18 protein-coding genes and 1 other annotated feature (1 of these 19 running past the window's edge) are annotated in these 18,221 nt (G+C 46.9%); of the genes, 12 read left to right on the plus strand and 6 right to left on the minus strand.

The annotated features are described in order from the left end of the window. Positions 1-212: 212 nt before the first annotated feature. The 12 genes from D829_RS0104975 (at position 213) to D829_RS0105030 (ending at position 11,907) form a co-directional block, all read left to right on the plus strand. Positions 213-866: a redox-sensing transcriptional repressor Rex gene (locus tag D829_RS0104975; protein WP_017687745.1), complete on the plus strand. Its 654-nt coding sequence runs from the start codon at positions 213-215 to the stop codon at positions 864-866. Beyond that, positions 853-2,157: an amidohydrolase gene (locus tag D829_RS0104980; protein WP_017687746.1), complete on the plus strand. Its 1,305-nt coding sequence runs from the start codon at positions 853-855 to the stop codon at positions 2,155-2,157. The genes D829_RS0104975 and D829_RS0104980 overlap by 14 nt, the downstream gene beginning before the upstream one ends. 39 nt (positions 2,158-2,196) lie before the next feature. Next, positions 2,197-2,727: a DUF5590 domain-containing protein gene (locus D829_RS0104985; protein ID WP_017687747.1), complete on the plus strand. Its 531-nt coding sequence runs from the start codon at positions 2,197-2,199 to the stop codon at positions 2,725-2,727. 301 nt (positions 2,728-3,028) lie between these two features. Beyond that, positions 3,029-3,556: a hypothetical protein gene (locus D829_RS0104990; protein ID WP_017687748.1), complete on the plus strand. Its 528-nt coding sequence runs from the start codon at positions 3,029-3,031 to the stop codon at positions 3,554-3,556. After that, positions 3,549-5,051, plus strand: coding sequence for an AAA family ATPase (locus D829_RS0104995; RefSeq protein WP_017687749.1), 1,503 nt, complete (start codon positions 3,549-3,551; stop codon positions 5,049-5,051). Before D829_RS0104990 ends, D829_RS0104995 begins: the two co-directional genes overlap by 8 nt. A gap of 133 nt (positions 5,052-5,184) precedes the next feature. After that, positions 5,185-6,057, plus strand: a complete 873-nt coding sequence (locus D829_RS0105000; RefSeq protein ID WP_017687750.1) for a 3-hydroxyacyl-CoA dehydrogenase NAD-binding domain-containing protein — start codon at positions 5,185-5,187, stop codon at positions 6,055-6,057. Next, positions 6,054-7,259, plus strand: coding sequence for an acetate kinase (locus D829_RS0105005; RefSeq protein WP_017687751.1), 1,206 nt, complete (start codon positions 6,054-6,056; stop codon positions 7,257-7,259). The genes D829_RS0105000 and D829_RS0105005 overlap by 4 nt, the downstream gene beginning before the upstream one ends. 101 nt (positions 7,260-7,360) lie before the next feature. Continuing rightward, positions 7,361-8,656 carry an asparagine--tRNA ligase gene (gene asnS / locus D829_RS0105010; RefSeq protein ID WP_017687752.1) on the plus strand — a complete coding sequence of 432 codons (1,296 nt, stop codon included), beginning with the start codon at positions 7,361-7,363 and terminating at the stop codon, positions 8,654-8,656. 20 nt (positions 8,657-8,676) lie between these two features. Beyond that, complete coding sequence (locus D829_RS0105015; RefSeq protein WP_017687753.1) at positions 8,677-9,381, plus strand: DnaD domain-containing protein; 705 nt, start codon at positions 8,677-8,679, stop codon at positions 9,379-9,381. A 247-nt stretch (positions 9,382-9,628) separates the two neighbouring features. After that, on the plus strand, positions 9,629-10,129 hold the full coding sequence (locus tag D829_RS0105020) for a sigma-70 family RNA polymerase sigma factor (RefSeq protein WP_152416945.1): 501 nt from the start codon (positions 9,629-9,631) through the stop codon (positions 10,127-10,129). Next, positions 10,122-10,574 (plus strand): hypothetical protein, encoded by a 453-nt coding sequence (locus tag D829_RS0105025; protein ID WP_017687755.1) that lies wholly within the window; start codon positions 10,122-10,124, stop codon positions 10,572-10,574. The genes D829_RS0105020 and D829_RS0105025 overlap by 8 nt, the downstream gene beginning before the upstream one ends. Positions 10,575-10,602: 28 nt before the next feature. Next, the gene (locus tag D829_RS0105030) at positions 10,603-11,907 is read left to right on the plus strand and encodes a hypothetical protein (RefSeq protein ID WP_036660275.1); all 1,305 of its coding nucleotides are present in this window, start codon (positions 10,603-10,605) and stop codon (positions 11,905-11,907) included. 178 nt (positions 11,908-12,085) lie between these two features. Here D829_RS0105030 and mtnB read toward each other — a convergent pair whose 3' ends face one another. The 6 genes from mtnB to proB are packed head-to-tail and all read right to left on the minus strand — an operon-like array spanning position 12,086 to position 17,941. Beyond that, positions 12,086-12,739, minus strand: coding sequence for a methylthioribulose 1-phosphate dehydratase (gene mtnB, locus D829_RS0105035; protein WP_017687757.1), 654 nt, complete (start codon positions 12,737-12,739; stop codon positions 12,086-12,088). 3 nt (positions 12,740-12,742) lie between these two features. Next, a complete protein-coding gene (locus tag D829_RS0105040; protein WP_017687758.1) occupies positions 12,743-13,420 on the minus strand; it encodes a 2-hydroxy-3-keto-5-methylthiopentenyl-1-phosphate phosphatase in 678 nt (225 codons plus the stop codon). Further along, positions 13,417-14,640, minus strand: a complete 1,224-nt coding sequence (locus D829_RS0105045) for a 2,3-diketo-5-methylthiopentyl-1-phosphate enolase (RefSeq protein WP_017687759.1) — start codon at positions 14,638-14,640, stop codon at positions 13,417-13,419. The genes D829_RS0105040 and D829_RS0105045 overlap by 4 nt, the downstream gene beginning before the upstream one ends. Continuing rightward, positions 14,637-15,497: a pyrroline-5-carboxylate reductase gene (gene proC / locus D829_RS0105050; RefSeq protein ID WP_017687760.1), complete on the minus strand. Its 861-nt coding sequence runs from the start codon at positions 15,495-15,497 to the stop codon at positions 14,637-14,639. The genes D829_RS0105045 and proC overlap by 4 nt, the downstream gene beginning before the upstream one ends. Before the next feature lie 36 nt (positions 15,498-15,533). Beyond that, positions 15,534-16,781: a glutamate-5-semialdehyde dehydrogenase gene (locus D829_RS0105055; RefSeq protein ID WP_017687761.1), complete on the minus strand. Its 1,248-nt coding sequence runs from the start codon at positions 16,779-16,781 to the stop codon at positions 15,534-15,536. Between the two features lie 56 nt (positions 16,782-16,837). After that, positions 16,838-17,941 (minus strand): glutamate 5-kinase, encoded by a 1,104-nt coding sequence (proB, locus tag D829_RS0105060; RefSeq protein ID WP_017687762.1) that lies wholly within the window; start codon positions 17,939-17,941, stop codon positions 16,838-16,840. 82 nt (positions 17,942-18,023) lie between these two features. Further along, positions 18,024-18,221: a binding site (T-box leader), on the minus strand (it continues 17 nt past the right edge of the window).

An 18,221-nucleotide genomic window follows, 5' to 3' on the forward strand; every position in this document is an offset into this window, starting at 1 on the left:
TTTTGTTCGTTATATCATTGCATGACACTATCGTTTGGCGTTAAACTTTATTAGATATTTCCATATCCGATAAAAGCAGTTGCACGTAAGAACTTATAACCTAAATTACAAGGAGCATTCTGTATAAAATGTCACGTTTATCTTTGAGTTTATACAGAATGCTCATTTTTTCATCTATTATTTTATCGTGGCCTTGGTAAGGGGGAGCAAGAATGAAATCGGATAAAATTTCGGAAGCGGTGGTACGACGTCTGCCTGTATACTTGCGTTATTTGAACGAGTTGCATCAGCGTGAGGTGGCTACTGTTTCTTCTCAGGAGCTTGGACAGAGGCTGGATCTGAATCCGGCCCAAATTCGTAAAGACCTGGCATACTTTGGTGATTTTGGTCGTAAAGGGATCGGGTATGATGTATCCTATTTGATCGAAAAAATTCGTCACATTCTCAAAATCGATCAGCAAATTAATGTAGCTCTGGTAGGCGCGGGTAACCTCGGACAGGCCTTGTCCAACTACAACGCATATCTGAAAGACAACATGAAGATTGTAGCTGTATTTGATGCATATGGACCGAAGATTGGCAGTCAAATCAACAGTTTGACGGTAAAACCAATGGATGAATTGACGGGAGCGGTTAAAACGGAAAACATCCGCATCGGAATTATCACGGTTCCGGATACGGAAGCCCAAAATGTAGCGGATCAGCTTATTGAATCCGGAATCGAAGCGATCCTTAATTTTGCACCAACCATTCTAAAAACACCGCCGCATATCCGCATTCACCATGCTGACTTTACAACGGATCTGCTTAGTTTGGCCTATTATTTGGAGACTGGAAAGGACGACGAGGAAGATGACAACAAATAGATGGGTAATTCACAACGGCAAATTTGCCGTTAATGAAGGCGCAACATGGAACGTGGTCCAAGGATACATGGTTGTCGAGAATGACAAGATTGTGCATATTGGTGAGACATTGCCGGATGGAGACGAAAATTGTACCAAAGTGGATGGAAAAGGACTGTTCTTCCTGCCGGGTCTGATCAATACGCATGGTCATGCTGCGATGTCGTTACTCAGAGGGCACGGAGACGATCTTGCATTGCAAGTATGGTTGCAGGAAAAAATGTGGCCGATGGAAGCGAAAATGACTTCAGAAGACGTATATTGGGGAACTTCGCTATCGGTGCTTGAAATGTTGAAAGGCGGAACTACAGCGTTCCTGGACATGTATGATCACATGGATCAAGTTGCCAAAGTTGTGGAGCAATCCGGCGTTAGAGCAGCACTGGCACGTGGTGTAATCGGGCTGTGCTCGGAAGAAGAGCAATTGCGGAAGCTGGAGGAGTCGGCTGCGTTTGCGCGTGAGTGGAATGGACAGGCAGATGGTCGCATTACAACCGTAATCTCGCCACATGCACCATATACATGCCCTCCTGACTACATAGAGAAGCTTGTGCAGGTCGCCAACGACCTGAACCTTCCCCTTCATACACATATGTCGGAAACGCTTCGTGAAGTGGAGCAGAACGTGGCTGATTATGGACTGCGGCCTGTGGCACATCTGGAGAAACTGGGCTTTTTCTCCCGTCCATCCCTGGTTGCACATGCGGTACATCTGAATGACGAAGAGATTGAGATTCTGGCCCGTCATGATGTGGCTGTATCCCATAACCCGGGAAGTAACCTGAAACTCGCTTCCGGTGTTGCGCGGGTACCTGCGTTGCTGAAAGCAGGAGTTACCGTGTCGCTCGGAACAGACGGACCGGCAAGCAACAACAACCTGGATATGTTTGAGGAAATGAGACTGGCTGCATTGATCCACAAAGGTGTATCTGGTGACCCGACGGCAGTGCCAGCAGGCGAAGCGTTACTACTCGGAACGTCATATGGCGCCAAATCCATCTTCTTGAACAATACCGGAGCACTCCAGGTCGGCATGAAGGCTGATTTTATCGCCTTGGACATTGAACAGGCACATTTCTATCCACACACAGACCTGATCTCACATACGATCTACTCGGCTTCTGCGAAAGATGTAGAGCACGTATGGGTGGATGGAAAACAAGTGGTTAAAAATCGCGAATGTCTGACGCTGGATGAAGAGCGCATTTTGCGTGAGTCTCAATTGGCATTTGATGGTCTGCTTGCTCGTTAATTGCAAGATAGAGCATCATAGGGAAAGGAAGTTCGGCTTTTGAAGAAAAAAAAGAAGTGGATATGGATTTCGCTGCTTGCACTGGTTCTGATTCTGTTTGGACTTCAGCGTTATTACGTCTATGTCACACAGGACCAACGCAAGGAAGAAGCGCTCGCCATACAAGCAGCACAGGAGCAACTGGGCATTACATCTTATGATGAATTGCGTAAGTACATCTGGGGAGACAAAGAAGGCTCTGACAACATCTACTGGACCCTGATCGGCAAAAATAAGGATAACCAGGATGTTATGGTCTGGGTTAAGTTCGACGCAAACAATCAACCTGCTACGGGTGCAAACGCTGTACACAGTGAGCTGCTGCAGAATGGCATGTCCGAAGCACAGATACGCAATCGCTTCAGTTCTGAAGTTCCTGCCGGTGAGATTAAACGAATCATGCCCGGAGTTGTGAATGGAATATATGTGTGGCAAGTATATTATAAAGACGGTACGCATAACCACTATCGCTTTTACCGTTTTAGCAACGGAGAACAGGTGGACCTGGTCTACACACTTCCAAACAGTTAGAACAAATAGAGTGACATAACTAGAGAATTAAAGAAATGAAAGAACCGGCAGACGGATATCCGACTGAACCGGTTCTTTGTGTTGTCTGTAAACATTTTTGATTTAAATAGTTAAAATTAATAATTTATTCATATTTTCGCCTTCGAAATTGTATATACGATGTGATATACTCAGATATGTACTCAAAGTTACATTTAAAAACAAATAAACCTGTCGAAATTATCGCAGGAGTCAATGTGCACATATTCGTATATACCAATAAGCCAGTAGGTCGGGCCAAAATCTGGGAGGGGTAATTCACTTGAAGCTAAAAGTATTGCCTATTGCTTTAACTGCCGTCATTTCAGCCGTTGTGTTGTTTGGAGGTTGGTTTGTATATCGTCAGGTGGCCGTGCAAAATCCGATTGAAAAAATGGTTACCCAGTACGATGGAGTCAATGACGTTCAATTAACTATTAACCGCAATGACGTACAATTGAAACTGGATCTGCAACCTGATGTTGATTTGGGCAGACTGGTACAATATATTCACAAAGAAGGACAGACCCTGATTGGAACACGATCACTAAAGTTGGATGTTGTGGATCATTCCAGTGAAGCACTGGAGAGTTGGTGGGGGGATGCGATGTTTACCGTAGCTCAGGCGATGGAGAACAAGCAATATACCGAGATTACACCAACGTTGTCAAAGATGGCGACGAATGGAATTAAGGTAAATACAGCGATGGATGACAACAATGTATATGTCAGTCTCAGAGACGGAGATGCCAGCAAGTTTATTATTCTGCCGCGTGTGCCCGGTCAGATAGGAGTGTGGCCTAATGCCTAAGTGGACAAAAGAAGTTGCCATCGGATTTTTTCCCGTATTGATTATTTTCCTTGCTTTTACTGGTGTTAATATTGTTCCAATTCTGATTGCAGCGGTGTTTGTCGGAGCTTTGCTGTTCATGATGCAAATGCGTGGCGGGATTACAGTAGGCGCTGCACAGGAACGTAAACGGAAGAAAAAAGGACCTTCCAAGCTTACTTTTGAAGAAATTGGCGGACAGGACAGTGCTAAGCAGGAATTGCGTGAAGCGCTTGACTTTCTCATCAAACATGAAGAAATCCGGAAGTTTGGGATTCGCCCGTTAAAAGGGATTTTGCTGACGGGCCCTCCAGGGACAGGGAAAACGTTGATGGCCAAGGCTGCTGCCCATTACACCGATTCTATTTTTGTAGCAGCATCCGGTAGTGAGTTCGTTGAAATGTATGTTGGTGTGGGTGCCAGCAGAATTCGGGATTTGTTCAAGGACGCGAGAACCCGTGCCACCAAGGAAAATAAGGAAAACGCTATTATCTTTATCGATGAAATCGATGTCATCGGGGGAAAACGTGAGGGCGGTCAACAGCGTGAATATGATCAAACCCTGAATCAGCTCCTGACGGAAATGGATGGAATCTATTCTTCTGATACGCCAAGAATCCTTGTTATCGCTGCAACAAACCGCAAAGAGATGCTGGATAGTGCCCTGACGCGACCAGGACGTTTTGACCGCCACATTCAAGTGGACTTGCCTGACAAAAAGGGCAGAAAGCATATTCTGGAACTGCATGCGGTGAACAAACCTCTGATGAAGGAAGTTAATCTGGAGAAAATAGCGGAAGAATCATATGGTTTCTCCGGTGCACAGCTCGAAAGCGTGATGAACGAAGCAGCAATATACGCCATGAGAGACGGGCTGTTAAACATTGAACAGCGGCATCTGTCCCTGGCTATTGATAAGGTCATGATGGGTGAGAAGACAGACCGTGAGTCCAGTGTGGAAGAGAAGAAAAGGGTCGCCATTCATGAATTGGGACATGCCATTATGGCAGAACTCGTTCGTCCAGGCAGTGTTAGTCAGGTGGCACTTAGTCCGCGTGGTCAGGCGCTGGGATATGTACGTCATAACCCGCAACAGGAACAGTTCCTCTATACGAAGCGCTTTCTGGAAGAGCAGATCATGATTGCACTCGGAGGAGCAGCTGCGGAGGAGATGTACTACGGTGGTCGTTCCACAGGTTCACGCAATGACTTCGATCAGGCAACCAATGTTGTGCAGACGATGATGGCTTCGGGGTTGACTTCACTTGGCATTGTGAACATAGATATGGTAACAACCGAGGAACTGATGCGAGAGAATAAATTAATTCTGCAAGAACTGATGGAACAGACGAAAGTGTTGCTTGAAGAACAACGGACAATTTTCGACAATTCACTCGACATCTTGATTCGTGAGGAAGTTTTGTCTGGCGAACAATTTCGTTGTCAATTTCGTGACAGTGCCCTTCTACCAGCATAATTTATTTATGCTGGTTATTTTTTTTTACATTTCACTCGTGCTAAGATATTATTATATGTTGGGTCGAAATTTGTAATTTTCGGCGAACAGGGTACAATAGAGAAATAGAGAACCGAAAGGATGGAGCAGAACCATGTTTTTCAAAAAAATAGGAGTTGTCGGCGGCGGTACGATGGGACAAGGTATTTCTCAGATGCTCGCAGCCAAAGGACTTGATGTGCTTCTCGTGGAGCACACAACACAAAAGCTGGATCATGCATATGACATGATCGAAACCAATCTGGATAAACAACTGGAGAAATGGGCGATTACAAAAGCGGAGAAGAAATTGATTCTTTCCCGTATTACCAAGGTAGCTCATTTAGCTGAACTTGGAACTTGCGACATGGTCATTGAGACAATTTCAGAGGATCTGGATGCGAAAAAAGCAGTATTCAGCCAACTGGACCAAGTTTGCCCAAGCAATGTCATTCTGGCAAGTAATACATCCACGCTGAGTTTGACCGAGCTTGCAAGCTCGACCAAATACCCGGAGCGTGTTATTGGTATGCACTTTATTCACCCGGTATCCCGGGTTGATCTTGTAGAGATTATTCGTGGACTGAAAACTTCAGATACAACATTCGAAGAGACTAGACGTTTTGTTGAAGAAGTAGCGGACAAAAAAGGAGTCATGATCTATGAATCACCTGGATTCGTAACTTCCCGCTTGATCTGCCTGCTGATTAACGAAGCGTTGCATGTGTTGCAAGAAGGTGTTGCATCTGCTGAAGATATCGATGATGCAATGCGTATCGGATACAACTTCCAACATGGACCACTCGAAATGGCTGACCGTTTCGGATTGGATTCTGTTGAAGCTGCACTCGAAAGAATGTTCCGTGAATTCGGAGAATTGAAATATCGTCCTTCTACAGTCCTGAAGAAAATGGTGCGTGCAGGACACCTGGGTGCCAAAACAGGCGAAGGATTCTTCAAGTACGACAAGGATGGTGACCGACTGTGAAAGTACTCGTAATTAATGCGGGGAGTTCCTCGCTCAAATATCAACTGTATAATATGACTGACGAATCTGTACTGGCTAAAGGTTTGGTAGAACGGATCGGAATGGATTCCTCCATTCTGACACACAAACCGACAGGCCGTGAGGATGTTACAGAAGTTAGTGAAATTTTGGAACACACAACAGCGATCCGTAAAGTCATTGATATTTTGACTCACAAAGAAAATGGTGTACTGGATTCTGTAAGTGAAATTCAAGCGGTTGGACATCGTGTTGTTCACGGTGGTGAAGCATTTAAAGAATCTGCATTGGTAGATGATGCTGCCAAAGCTGAAATTCGTCGTTTGTTCGACTTGGCTCCACTTCATAACCCGGCAGCAATGATGGGTATTCGTGCGGCTGAATTAAATATGCCAGGTGTGCCTCAGGTTATGGTCTTCGATACAGCTTTCCATCAAACGATGCCTGAAAAAGCTTACCTGTATGCCATTCCGCGTGTGCTTTACAAAAAATATAAAGTACGTCGCTACGGCGCACATGGTACTTCCCATGATTTCGTAAGCAAGGCTGCTGCTGAGTATTTGGATCGTCCAGTGGAAGATATGAAAATCATCACTTGTCACGTGGGTAACGGCGGCAGTGTAACAGCAGTTAAAGGTGGCGTATCCGTGGATACTTCTATGGGTATGACTCCGCTTGAAGGACTGATGATGGGAACGCGTTCTGGTGACCTTGACCCAGCTATCGTACCTTATGTGATGAACAAGGAAGAACTGAGCGTAAGCGAAGTGAACTCCATGTTGAACAAACACAGTGGATTGCTTGCAATCTCCGGAATCAGCAGTGACATGCGTGAGATTACGGAAGGTATGGAGAATGGCGATGCCAACTCCACGCTTGCTTTTGAAATGTACGAATACCGTCTGCGTAAATACATCGGCTCATATGCAGCTGCAATGAACGGTGTAGACGTGATCGTCTTTACGGCTGGTGTAGGTGAGAATTCCGTTGTTCTTCGCCAAAAAGTATGTGAGCAGCTCACTTATCTGGGTGTTGAACTGGATGAAGCGCTGAATGCCATTCGTTCTGGCGAACCGCGCCGGATCACAACAGCGAATTCCAAAGTGGAAGTTCTCGTTGTGCCAACAAACGAAGAATTGGTAATTGCACGCGATACACATCGAATCGTATTGAATTCTCAGTAATCTAACTGTAAAGTAAATATAGAATGACAAGGAAGTGCAGAGGACAGGTATAAGCCTGCCCGCTGCATTTTCAAATTCAGGAACCAAGGGGAGATATGGGCATGAATACGAATTGTGTAATTCGTAATGTGAACGAGCATGTGGGCGAAACCGTAACAATCGGTGCCTGGATTAACAACAAACGTTCCAGCGGTAAAATTCAGTTTTTGCAGCTGCGTGATGGAACCGGATATATCCAAGGGGTTGTTGTAAAAAGTGAAGTTAGTGAAGAGATCTGGAACAATGCCAAGAGCCTGACACAAGAAAGCTCTTTGTATGTTACAGGTATTATTCGTGAAGAACCTCGCAGTGCGTCTGGTTACGAGATGACTGTTACAGGGGTTGAGATCATCCACCTGACTGAAAACTATCCAATTACGCCTAAAGAGCACGGTGTTGATTTCTTGATGGACCATCGTCATCTGTGGCTTCGTTCTACGAAGCAACGTGCTGTTATGGTGATTCGTGCAGAGATTATTCGCGCTGTTCAGCAGTTCTTTGATGGTAACGGATTCACACAAGTTGATCCTCCGATTTTGACACCATCGTCTGCGGAAGGAACAACGAACCTGTTCCACATCAAATACTTTGATGAAGATGCTTATCTGACACAAAGTGGTCAATTGTATATGGAAGCCGCAGCGATGGCGCTGGGCAAAGTATATTCCTTTGGTCCAACATTCCGAGCTGAGAAGTCCAAAACACGTCGTCACTTGATTGAGTTCTGGATGATTGAGCCGGAAATGGCATTTGTAGATCACGAGGAAAGTCTGCGTGTACAAGAGAAATTTATCGCTCATGTCGTTCAGTCCGTAGTGAAAAACTGCCGTGCAGAACTGGAATCTATCGGTCGTGACGTATCCAAACTCGAAGGCATCGTAGCGCCATTCCCACGAATTACGTATGATGAAGCAATTGAATTCCTGCATGGACAAGGCTTTGATATTCCTTGGGGAGAAGACTTTGGTGCACCGCACGAAACAGCAATTGCTGAGAAGTACAATACACCCGTCTTTATCACGCATTACCCTGCAGGAATCAAGGCATTCTATATGAAACCAGATCCGAATCGTCCTGAAGTTGTTCTCTGTGCTGATATGATTGCACCAGAAGGCTACGGAGAGATTATTGGCGGTTCGCAGCGTATCGATGATCCGGAATTGATGCAACAACGTTTTGAGGAGCACAATCTCTCGGATGAAGCTTACCAATGGTATCTGGATTTGCGTAAATACGGATCGGTTCCTCACTCCGGTTTCGGTCTGGGATTGGAGCGGACGGTAGCATGGATCTGTGGATTGGATCATGTACGTGAAACAATCGCATTCCCACGTATGCTCTATCGTCTGTACCCTTAATGCTTAACCGAGGAGCGTCTATGGAAGACACCACATCCAAAGCTTGGTTGGATGGAGCAGCTTATGGCATGACTTCGGGTACAGCCCATCTGCCGTATGCCTTGTTACGTTTTTATCACCAGCTTGGTCTATCAGATGCAGAAGTGCTTCTTCTGATTCAATTGCTAGGGTTCCGTCAGGCAGAGTTCAATGAGTTTCCCACGCTTGAAGAGCTTGCGGTGCGCATGGGACTTGCACCTGAAGGCATTGCCAGAATGTTGCAACGTCTGATGAGGGATGGGTATATTTCTATTGACGAGCACCGTGACGAAGAACGGGACATCCAGTACGAGCGATATGATTTACATGGATTATATGCCAAGCTTGCAGTGTGCACTGCCGAAGAAGTAGCCGCATTCCGTGCGGAGCAGCTGAGCAGCAATACAGCACGTCAAGATTCGAACAGTGTTCAAAAAGAAGAGGAAGAACGGAACATGTTCTCCATCTTTGAAAAAGAATTCGGACGTCCGCTCTCTCCAATGGAGTGCGAGACGATATCCAGCTGGTTGGATCAGGACCGTTATCAAGAGGAACTGATTCTAATGGCTCTGAAGGAAGCAGTTTTTGCAGGCAAAGTACATTTCCGGTATATCGATCGAATACTGCTTGAGTGGAGTCGCAATCGTGTCAAGACCGTTCAAGACGCAAAGGCGTACACGCAGCGGTTTCGTAATGGTGGACGTTAATCCCAGCGTAGGCAGGGACAAGAAACAGGCCAGAAGTCATTCTGTGCCTGTTTTTTTTGGATTAAAGATTGGATGAGTGATCAGCAACATCAACCATTCAGGCAATGATTTCATTTTGTTTTACAAAAATTTGATAGATCACGCAGGGGTTAACGCACAAGCTGTCGTCTATTGTATTGGAGAGGAGGGGAGAGTTATTGATGAAGCGCGCGTAATCGAACAAATCCGTCAAGGAGATACATCCCAGATGCGTACTCTGATTGATAAGTATAGCCAGCATGTATACCATGTGGCCTATTCCGTACTCAGGAACGATCAGGAAGCACAGGATGCAGCTCAGGAGGCGTTCATACAGATGTATAAGTCTCTCCCCGACTACCGTTCTGAAGGTTTCAAAACGTGGTTAACCCGAATTGCCTTTCACAAAGCGATTGATGCCAAACGCAAGCTGGGCAGACGAACTGCTGAGGATCTGGGTGGAGAAGAAAAAATAATCAATATGCCCGGACGGGATGAAGACGTTCTTACCCGTCTCGTTCGTGAAGAACGTCAGGATAAACTTCGCGAACGAATTAATCAGTTGCCTGCTCAGCATCGTGACATTATCACTGCGTATTATCTAAGCGAAAAAAATTATGAGCAGATTGCCAGTGATGCACAGGTGGCTGTGAAGACTGTGGAATCCCGCTTGTATCGTGCCCGGCAGTGGATTCGAAAACATTGGAAGGAGGATGAATGGCGTGAGTAAACAGGAGAAGTATACCGCTGCGCAATGGACTGATTATATTGAAGGCCATATGAATGAAATTCAAGCGAACCAAATGGAACAGCTTCTGATGGAAGATCCGGATGCGATGGACATCTATCTGGAAGCGCTTGGTATCCATGGAGAACTGCCTCCGCTACATGACCCAACAGGGTTTGCGGATTCAGTCATGCATCGGATTGAGGGCATTCAATCATCCAAGGCACAACGCAAATCCCGCGCTGGACGAAACCGGCGCTGGCTTGAACATAAAGTGTTCCATTACGCGGTAGCAGCCTGTTTGACATTGATCTTCCTCTCGTCTGGACTTTTTGACAAGGTAGCACCATATCACAAGTTCCAGGATGGCGACCACAGAGGGTCTTTTACCGAAAAATGGACGGAGGCAGCCACTTCATGGCTGGATAACTTCAAGCCTAAACCATAAATAGTTTCGCATTGCCTGAAAAGAAAGGATGACGACTGTGCACTCAGATCGTAACAAATTACTCGCATTTCTATTAAACCTGATACCCGGTCTTGGTTTTATGTATTGGGGTCGAGCCGCAAGAGCCGTGATCTATCCATTGCTTTTCTTTGGAACAGGCATTGGCTTCATCATGTTGGCGTTGTTGACTGATGAAAAGGAATTGATGATTGTCGGGTTCCTGGGAGCCATATTCTTCTGGTGTATCAGCATGCTGGATATGATTATCGTTCTACTCCGTGCCCCTTCATTGCACGAAGTTCATTACCAAGGTTATGGGACACATTACGGTGGTCTCCATCAAGGCGCCGCTTACCAGAAAGCATACGCTGGTCAGGAAGGCCATCTGGGACAGATGGAGATGGACCAGGAGGAAATACATCAACGACAGGGCGACGAGTATGGCGCGCCTGCGGGTCCTTATGGTCAACCCATGTATCGAAAAGGCAGTGAGGGTGAACGTTTCTTCACCATTTTGCTCTCATTTGTTCCGGGATTGGGACATCTTCATTTGGGATTGTTACATCGCGGATTGTCGTTTCTGATGGCGTTCTTTGGTTCATTTGCCATGATGGTCTTCGTGGCTTCGATCACCAATGAATCCGTATTTCTAATGTTCTTACTCATTCTGCCTGTAATATGGGTATACTGCATGTTTGATGCGGTGCAGCACGTCCACCGTAAGCAGGCTGGTGAGATATTACAGGATCGGACATTATTCGAAGAATTGGAGATGGGCAGAGTAGCCGGACGACGTAGCAAAGTGCTTGCAACGCTTTTATCCGCGTTTCCAGGTGCGGGTCATCTCTATCTCGGATTGCAAAAAAGAGGCATGCAATTAATGTTCCTGTTCCTTGCAAGCATCTATGTTCTGGACCTGCTTCATTTATCGGTGTTTCTGTTCATGATTCCGTTGATCTGGTTCTACAGCTTCTTTGACGGGCTACAGTGCTCCAGTCGCTATGGACGCGAGCCTTTGGTTGATCAACCGATCTTCAAGGACTGGGCCCGCCATCAGCGTCTGATTGGATTCGGGATTGCCGCGCTGGGTCTATATTACTTGACGATCCGTCTTGTCATTCCACAGCTGAATGAGCTCTTCCCTAATGTATTTATGACGTATGAGATCCGTTCCTATTTGAACACCGTCATTGTATCCTTGCTGCTCATTTTTGGCGGCTTGAAACTGCTGTTTGGCAAGCAGAGGGGGACGGGTATCCATAGTGCTGCTCAACGAAATGATGAGGGAGCAGACAGCCTCTTTTTATTCAAGGATCGGGATGATCGACTGTAATTTACGATCCAAGTTGAATTAAAGATTATTTACACTGACACTACGATGACAGAGCAACCTTCCAATCGCTGTTATCCCACAACAAATATCCCACAAACAAAAAAACACGCCAAGGGCTATGTATATCAGCCTCTGGCGTGTTTTTGGTTGTGCAGCTTTGATTTCGAATAAATGATTGCTATTTTTTAGCGCCATTCAACAGAAGTTGACGGTACATCACTTCGAACAAGAACTCGAATGCTTCCAGATGACGTTTCGCTGCAAAAGCATCCTTGCCCCACGCATATATACCGTGGTTACGTAGCAAGATCCCTGGTACGTTGGCATCAAGTACACCTGGTACCAATTCAGCGATAGATGGAATATCTGCAAAGTTAGGTAGGACGGGTACACGAATCTCCGCATTTTCTTCCCAAATGTTGAAAGCCTTGATCAATTCGATTCCTTGAATCGGTACGTGTCCATCTGCTCCAAAGAATTCACTGATCAGGTTGTTAAACACGGTATGCACGTGGAATACAGCGCCACATCCCGTCAAACGATAGATTTCGCAGTGAATCAACGTTTCGGCACTTGGTTTCAACGTTGTTGTTTCAATTGCTTTGCCATGCTTGTCTACAAAAAGGAAGTCTTCCGGTGTGCGAAGAGATTTGTCTTTGCCTGAGGCAGTAACCGCAAAATAAAATTGCTCCGGATCAAAATCTCCTACACGCATCGACAGATTGCCGCTTGTTCCAGGGAACCAGTTACGACTGGCGAACAACGCTTTAATATCAGCCAGTTCTTCAAGGACCTGACGTTTGTGTTCCAATGTAATCTTTTCAAAGCCCATCGTTTACAGCACTCCTTGTGTTTGCTTCTGTTTCATATCTTCGATGATATCGTAAAAGGTAGCGAATGGCACATGGTCCACACCCAGTTCAATACATTTGTCCGTTAAAATGGAGCGGGAGTAGACGAGATCGGCAATCTTTGCACCCTCAAAATCTGTCAGACTATCTCCAATGAGGATTCGGTTATATTGTTCTTCCGGGAAGGTACGAATGACTGTTGTTTTGCACATGCCGCAGCCGTTCTCACAAGGAGGCTGGCAGGGATTCGGCCATTCAATCTTAATGGTTTCACCCGAGAAGTCAGCTCCGTTGCAATAGACATGATCCTGCGGGATATGAAATGGTGCGAGTAACGGTTCGATAAAAAAGTCCATACCGCCGCTGGTCACATTAAATTCGATCCCTTCGCTGCGAACGTAGTCAAGAAACTCGCTGAATCCTTCACGGATCCCCGCTTGTCCAAGCACGAATTCCACAATTTCATCTTTCTGCGATGCAGGCAGAAGAGCGAACATGGCTCCAACACCTTCACGCAGCGAGATTTTTTGCTCAATCGTATCTTTCATAATCGCTTCAATGCCTTCAGGCTTGAAATGTTTCATGATCGCTACGATGTTGTCCGAGAGAGTAATCGTACCGTCAAAGTCACAGAAAATGACTGTTTTCTTATCACTTCTCATCGTTCGCCACCCCACAGGTCCAATGCGCTTTTCAGCTCCGGATGCTCGGTTGCATATTGCGCGAGTGGAATGGAACGCTGTGCTGCCTCAATGGCTTGAAGGAATGCACGTCCGCCTGCCTCAGTGCCCATCGGATGTCCATGAATACCGCCACCAGCATTAACGATGACATCTGTACCAAAGTCGCGCAAAATAAGTGGTACAAGGCCTGGATGGATACCGGCTGAAGGCACTGGCATACTGGTTCGTACTGGCAGATCAGCTGTCAGTAATTGCTCCGTGATCGCCATATTTTCTTCCATCGGCATCGTTACTGATCCATAAGGAGAAGGGAAGAGCACCAGATCGGCACCCGCAAGACGCATCAACTGACCAAGTACAACCGAAGCCGACATGCCGTAATGTGGTGAAGGATACAGTGCTCCTGCAAGAGCAGGATGAGCCATAATTGGCACATTGATGTCAGGATCACTGCTGAGTTCATGCAGGACATCATATCCGTAGGACAATACGTTGAACAACAAGGCATTTGCTCCAGCGCCAATGGCACGTTCAGCTTGCTCTTTCAGACGTGATGTAGGTCCTGTGAGATTGGTTGCATACAGAAGTTTCTTGCCTGTCTCCTGGCGTGCCTGTTCGGCAGCTTTCATGCAGACCTCGACTCTTTTTTCAATAGGTGTCAATTTATTCTCGAACAGAATTTCATCGTCCTTGATCAGATCAACGCCACCAAGAGCCTGACGAATAAATTGTTCACGCAGTTCATCTGCATCCAGTCCGATAACCGATTTGAAGATACTCATTAACAGTGGACGATCATGCACACCAAGCAGATCACGAACACCATTCAGTCCAAACTTGGGTCCCGGGAATGCACTGAGGAAGCCATCCGAGAAACCAAGCTTTGTTAATTTGATCCGGCCATCCATTGAGATTTTGCCAAAGACCGTCACAAGCAGGGCTGGGATATCACGGCTGAAGTTAATATCGGGATATCCGATGGTAATATCGGCGTAACGCTCACCCGCAGCCATGCCATCAGCTTCATGTACTTCTACGCTGATTACTTCACCCAGATGTTTCTGCATCGCTTCACGCTGGGCTTGCGGCAACTCCGTCCAGCTACCCACGGTCATGCCAATCGCAATGGACTGAGCTTTCTTGCGAAAGTCTGCATGATCATCATGCAGACGATATGTGGCTGTGCACATGTTATTCATTTTAAATCCCCTTCCAAAGCAGCTCCCATCTCCCGTGAGCGCTCTGCACAGCGGTTGACGGCTGCGATTACATTTTCAAAGAAATCTCCTTCGTCCAACGTTTTCAGTGCTGCCTGGGTTGCCCCTCCCGGGGATGTCACATCACTACGAAGCTTCATCGGTTCCAAACCGGTTTGTTGTACCATTCGTGATGCGCCAAGCACCGTCTGAACAGTGAGATCACGAGATTGCTGGCTGGATAAGCCACCACGAATACCTGCGGCAATCATGGCCTCCATTAAATAGTATACATAAGCAGGGCCGCTTCCGGAAATCCCAGTGAGGACTTCGAGTTTATCTTCAGGCACTATGGTCACGATACCAACCGCTTCAAACATGGTCATCACCGTACTGCGCTGTTCATCCGTAATCTCTGGAGAGAAGGCAAGCCCTGTAGCACCAAGTCCAATGGTACTGGATGTATTCGGCATGGTTCTGGCAATTGGCTGTTTACGACCAAGCAAGGATTGCATTGTGCGGATTGATAATCCGGCGATGACAGACACGATCAGTTGATCAGGTGATAGCAACGGACCAAGCTCGCGCAGCGCTGCGGAAGCATCTTTGGGTTTCATACAGAGTACAATGACCGGAGTGGAGGCAAGATGATCCAGAGATTGTGAAGCCGTTCCGGTATGTACTGCATAACGGGTACTGAGCTCCTCCTGACGTTTCTGGTTGCTGCGGTTCAGCATCGTAATATCCTGAGGACGAACGACTAGGCGGGAGATCAGTCCGCGCACGATGGCTTCAGCCATCGCGCCTGCTCCGTGGAAAGTAATCTTCTGTTGTAGTAACGTCTGTTGCTCTTGACTCATATTTATCGTTCCTCCTATATAACTGGTGCTGGGATATTATTGACGAATCTGTCCATTGCCTGTAATCCGATATTTGGTTGATGTCAGTGCTGGTAGTCCCATCGGTCCACGAGCATGCAGTTTCTGAGTACTGATTCCGATTTCGGCTCCATAGCCAAATTCAAATCCGTCGGTGAAACGTGTGGACGCATTGTGATAGACGGCTGCTGCATCCACATCATGCATGAAGCGCTCTGCATGGGCTGTATCCCGGGTTACGATACACTCGGAATGTTTGGTTCCGTAATGTGCGATGTGCTGCATCGCTTCATCCAGGTTCTCGACCACCCGGATATTTAAAATATAGTCGTTGTACTCGGTCGCATAGTCTTCCTCGGTTGCCTCAAGGGCAGAAGGAACAAGGCGGCGCACCGTGTCGCAACCTTTTAAGACCACATTGGCCTCACGGAATTGCTCGGCAAGAGCAGGCAGATGCTCTTCCGCATATGCGGCATGCAGCAGCAACGTTTCCATGGAATTACATACGGATGGACGTTGCGCCTTGGCGTTGATGGCGATTTCGGCTGCCATGACCGGATCTGCTGACTCATCCACATAGGTATGACAGATGCCTGCCCCGGTTTCAATAACAGGTACGGTTGCATTGGCAACCACATTACGAATGAGGGAGGCCCCGCCGCGTGGAATGATGACGTCCAGCAGGCCGTTCAACTTGAGCATTTCATCCACGGAAGCACGATCTGCATCTTCAACCAGTTGCAAAGCATCAGCAGGCATGTCTGTCGTTGTGAGTGCCTGATGCAGCACCTCCACAATTTTACGATTGGAGGACAGGGCAGAGGAGCCGCCGCGCAGAAGCACTGCATTACCTGTTTTGAGACATAGTCCGGCTGCGTCTACAGTTACATTAGGACGAGCTTCGTAGATGATGCCAATCAGGCCAATCGGCACTCTTAATTTTTCAACATGCAATCCGTTTGGACGGGTAAATGTCTCTAACACTTCGCCGACTGGATCAGGCAGATCTGCAATCTGACGTAACCCTTCAGCAATGCCAGCAATGCGCTCCTTATTAAGTGCGAGCCGATCCAGCATGGATTCTGGCGTACCTTGTTCTCTGCCGCGTTCCAGATCTTCGGCGTTTGCCGTAATGATGGAATCCGTCTCCTTAATCAAAGCATCTGCCATGACACGCAGGGCCGTATTTTTCTGTTCTGTATTCAATCGGTTCAGCTGTGGAACCGTGGCTTGGGCTTTGCTGGCTTTTTCTCTGACTTCACTCATCGTAATTCCTCCTCATATATATAGTTGAGTATTCCAACCACTATATAGCTTCATATTTATTTTAACGTAATCCATTCGTCTCTATGAATAACCTCAAGTCTGTGGATGCTAGCGAGTTGTTTCATCACTTCGCCACTGGGAAGTCCGGCAATGAGTCGAAGCTGGTCATCATCATAATTGACAATACCGCGACCGAGCAAGGTTTCATCTATTCCGATGACCTCTACGACGTCTCCGGCGTGGAACGTTCCCAGTACCCGCTTGACGCCTACAGGCAGAAGGCTGTGCCCCCCATGGACAAGTGCCTCTTGAGCACCATCATCCACAACAACTGTACCCAGTGGAGTAGACATGAAGCCGAGCCACTGTTTTTTACGGGATAGCGAAGCGAGTCGTGTCTCAAAGTAAGTTCCTTTGCCTGTGCCATCAACCGCCTGCTGCATATCTCCAGGTTCTTTCACGCTTCCCACGAATACAGGTACGCCTCCACGTGTAGCAACCTTGGCTGCATCGACTTTGGATCGCATTCCGCCTGTACCAACCGATGATCCTGATCCACCGGCAAAAGCATAGATCTCAGCCGTGATTTCGGGGATACGGTCGTAACGTACGGCAGAAGGATCTTTACGCGGATCTGCGGTGTACAGCCCGTTGGTATCGGTAAGAATGATCAGATGCTGTGCCTTCACCAGATTCGCAACCAGTGCGGACAACAGATCGTTATCACCAAACTTCAATTCGTCCACCGACACTGTATCATTCTCATTAAAAATCGGAATCACTCGCTGTTTGAGCAGCTCTTCTACAGTCATGCCTGCATTCCCCATGCGTTTACGACTGTGAAAGTCTGTACGAGTTAACAGAATTTGCGCCGTAGTAACGCGGTGCGCTGCAAAAGCCTGTTGATATGCCTGCATCAATAAAGCCTGCCCAACAGCGGCTGCAGCTTGTTTCTCATGCAACTGTTTGGGACGCTGAGGGTAACCGATCTCCCGGAATCCGGCAGCTACCGCTCCAGAGGTGACCAGAAGTACTTCATGACCCTGATCAGCCAATGCTGCAATTTCTCCGGCAAAAAAAGTGATCGAACTGCGATCCAGACCGCCTTCTTCCGTTGTAAGCGAGCTGCTTCCAATCTTAACTACAATACGTGAAGTCATGGTTTCACTTCCTTAAACATGATTAATAAGTGCTTCTGGAGCAGGCTTTTGCGGGTACAAAAAAAACTCCCGCCCTTTAGTTAAAAAGGACGAAAGTTCGTTACTTCCGCGGTACCACCTTTATTGATGATTAGATCATCCGGCTTCATGCCCTGTAACAGAAGGCACTGTCCTGCACGTAACAGGCCGCTCAGGGGTAGGTTTCAGAGAAGAGCCGCGGTAAATTCTTTCAGCAGGGTGGAATTTACTCTCTGGGCGCGACTGATATTCTCTTACTGGT

Origin of the sequence: Paenibacillus sp. PAMC 26794 (assembly GCF_000316035.1) — a bacterium.
Taxonomy (GTDB): Bacteria; Bacillota; Bacilli; order Paenibacillales; family Paenibacillaceae; genus Paenibacillus.

Coding starts and splice junctions, on each gene's coding strand:
- D829_RS0104975 (WP_017687745.1), top strand. CDS start 213: ATGAAATCGGATAAAATTTCGGAAGCGGTGGTACGACGTCTGCCTGTA.
- D829_RS0104980 (WP_017687746.1), top strand. CDS start 853: ATGACAACAAATAGATGGGTAATTCACAACGGCAAATTTGCCGTTAAT.
- D829_RS0104995 (WP_017687749.1), top strand. CDS start 3,549: ATGCCTAAGTGGACAAAAGAAGTTGCCATCGGATTTTTTCCCGTATTG.
- D829_RS0105000 (WP_017687750.1), top strand. CDS start 5,185: ATGTTTTTCAAAAAAATAGGAGTTGTCGGCGGCGGTACGATGGGACAA.
- asnS (WP_017687752.1), top strand. CDS start 7,361: ATGAATACGAATTGTGTAATTCGTAATGTGAACGAGCATGTGGGCGAA.
- D829_RS0105015 (WP_017687753.1), top strand. CDS start 8,677: ATGGAAGACACCACATCCAAAGCTTGGTTGGATGGAGCAGCTTATGGC.
- D829_RS0105020 (WP_152416945.1), top strand. CDS start 9,629: ATGCGTACTCTGATTGATAAGTATAGCCAGCATGTATACCATGTGGCC.
- D829_RS0105030 (WP_036660275.1), top strand. CDS start 10,603: ATGACGACTGTGCACTCAGATCGTAACAAATTACTCGCATTTCTATTA.
- mtnB (WP_017687757.1), bottom strand. CDS start 12,739: ATGGGCTTTGAAAAGATTACATTGGAACACAAACGTCAGGTCCTTGAA.
- D829_RS0105040 (WP_017687758.1), bottom strand. CDS start 13,420: ATGAGAAGTGATAAGAAAACAGTCATTTTCTGTGACTTTGACGGTACG.
- D829_RS0105045 (WP_017687759.1), bottom strand. CDS start 14,640: ATGAATAACATGTGCACAGCCACATATCGTCTGCATGATGATCATGCA.
- proC (WP_017687760.1), bottom strand. CDS start 15,497: ATGAGTCAAGAGCAACAGACGTTACTACAACAGAAGATTACTTTCCAC.
- D829_RS0105055 (WP_017687761.1), bottom strand. CDS start 16,781: ATGAGTGAAGTCAGAGAAAAAGCCAGCAAAGCCCAAGCCACGGTTCCA.
- proB (WP_017687762.1), bottom strand. CDS start 17,941: ATGACTTCACGTATTGTAGTTAAGATTGGAAGCAGCTCGCTTACAACG.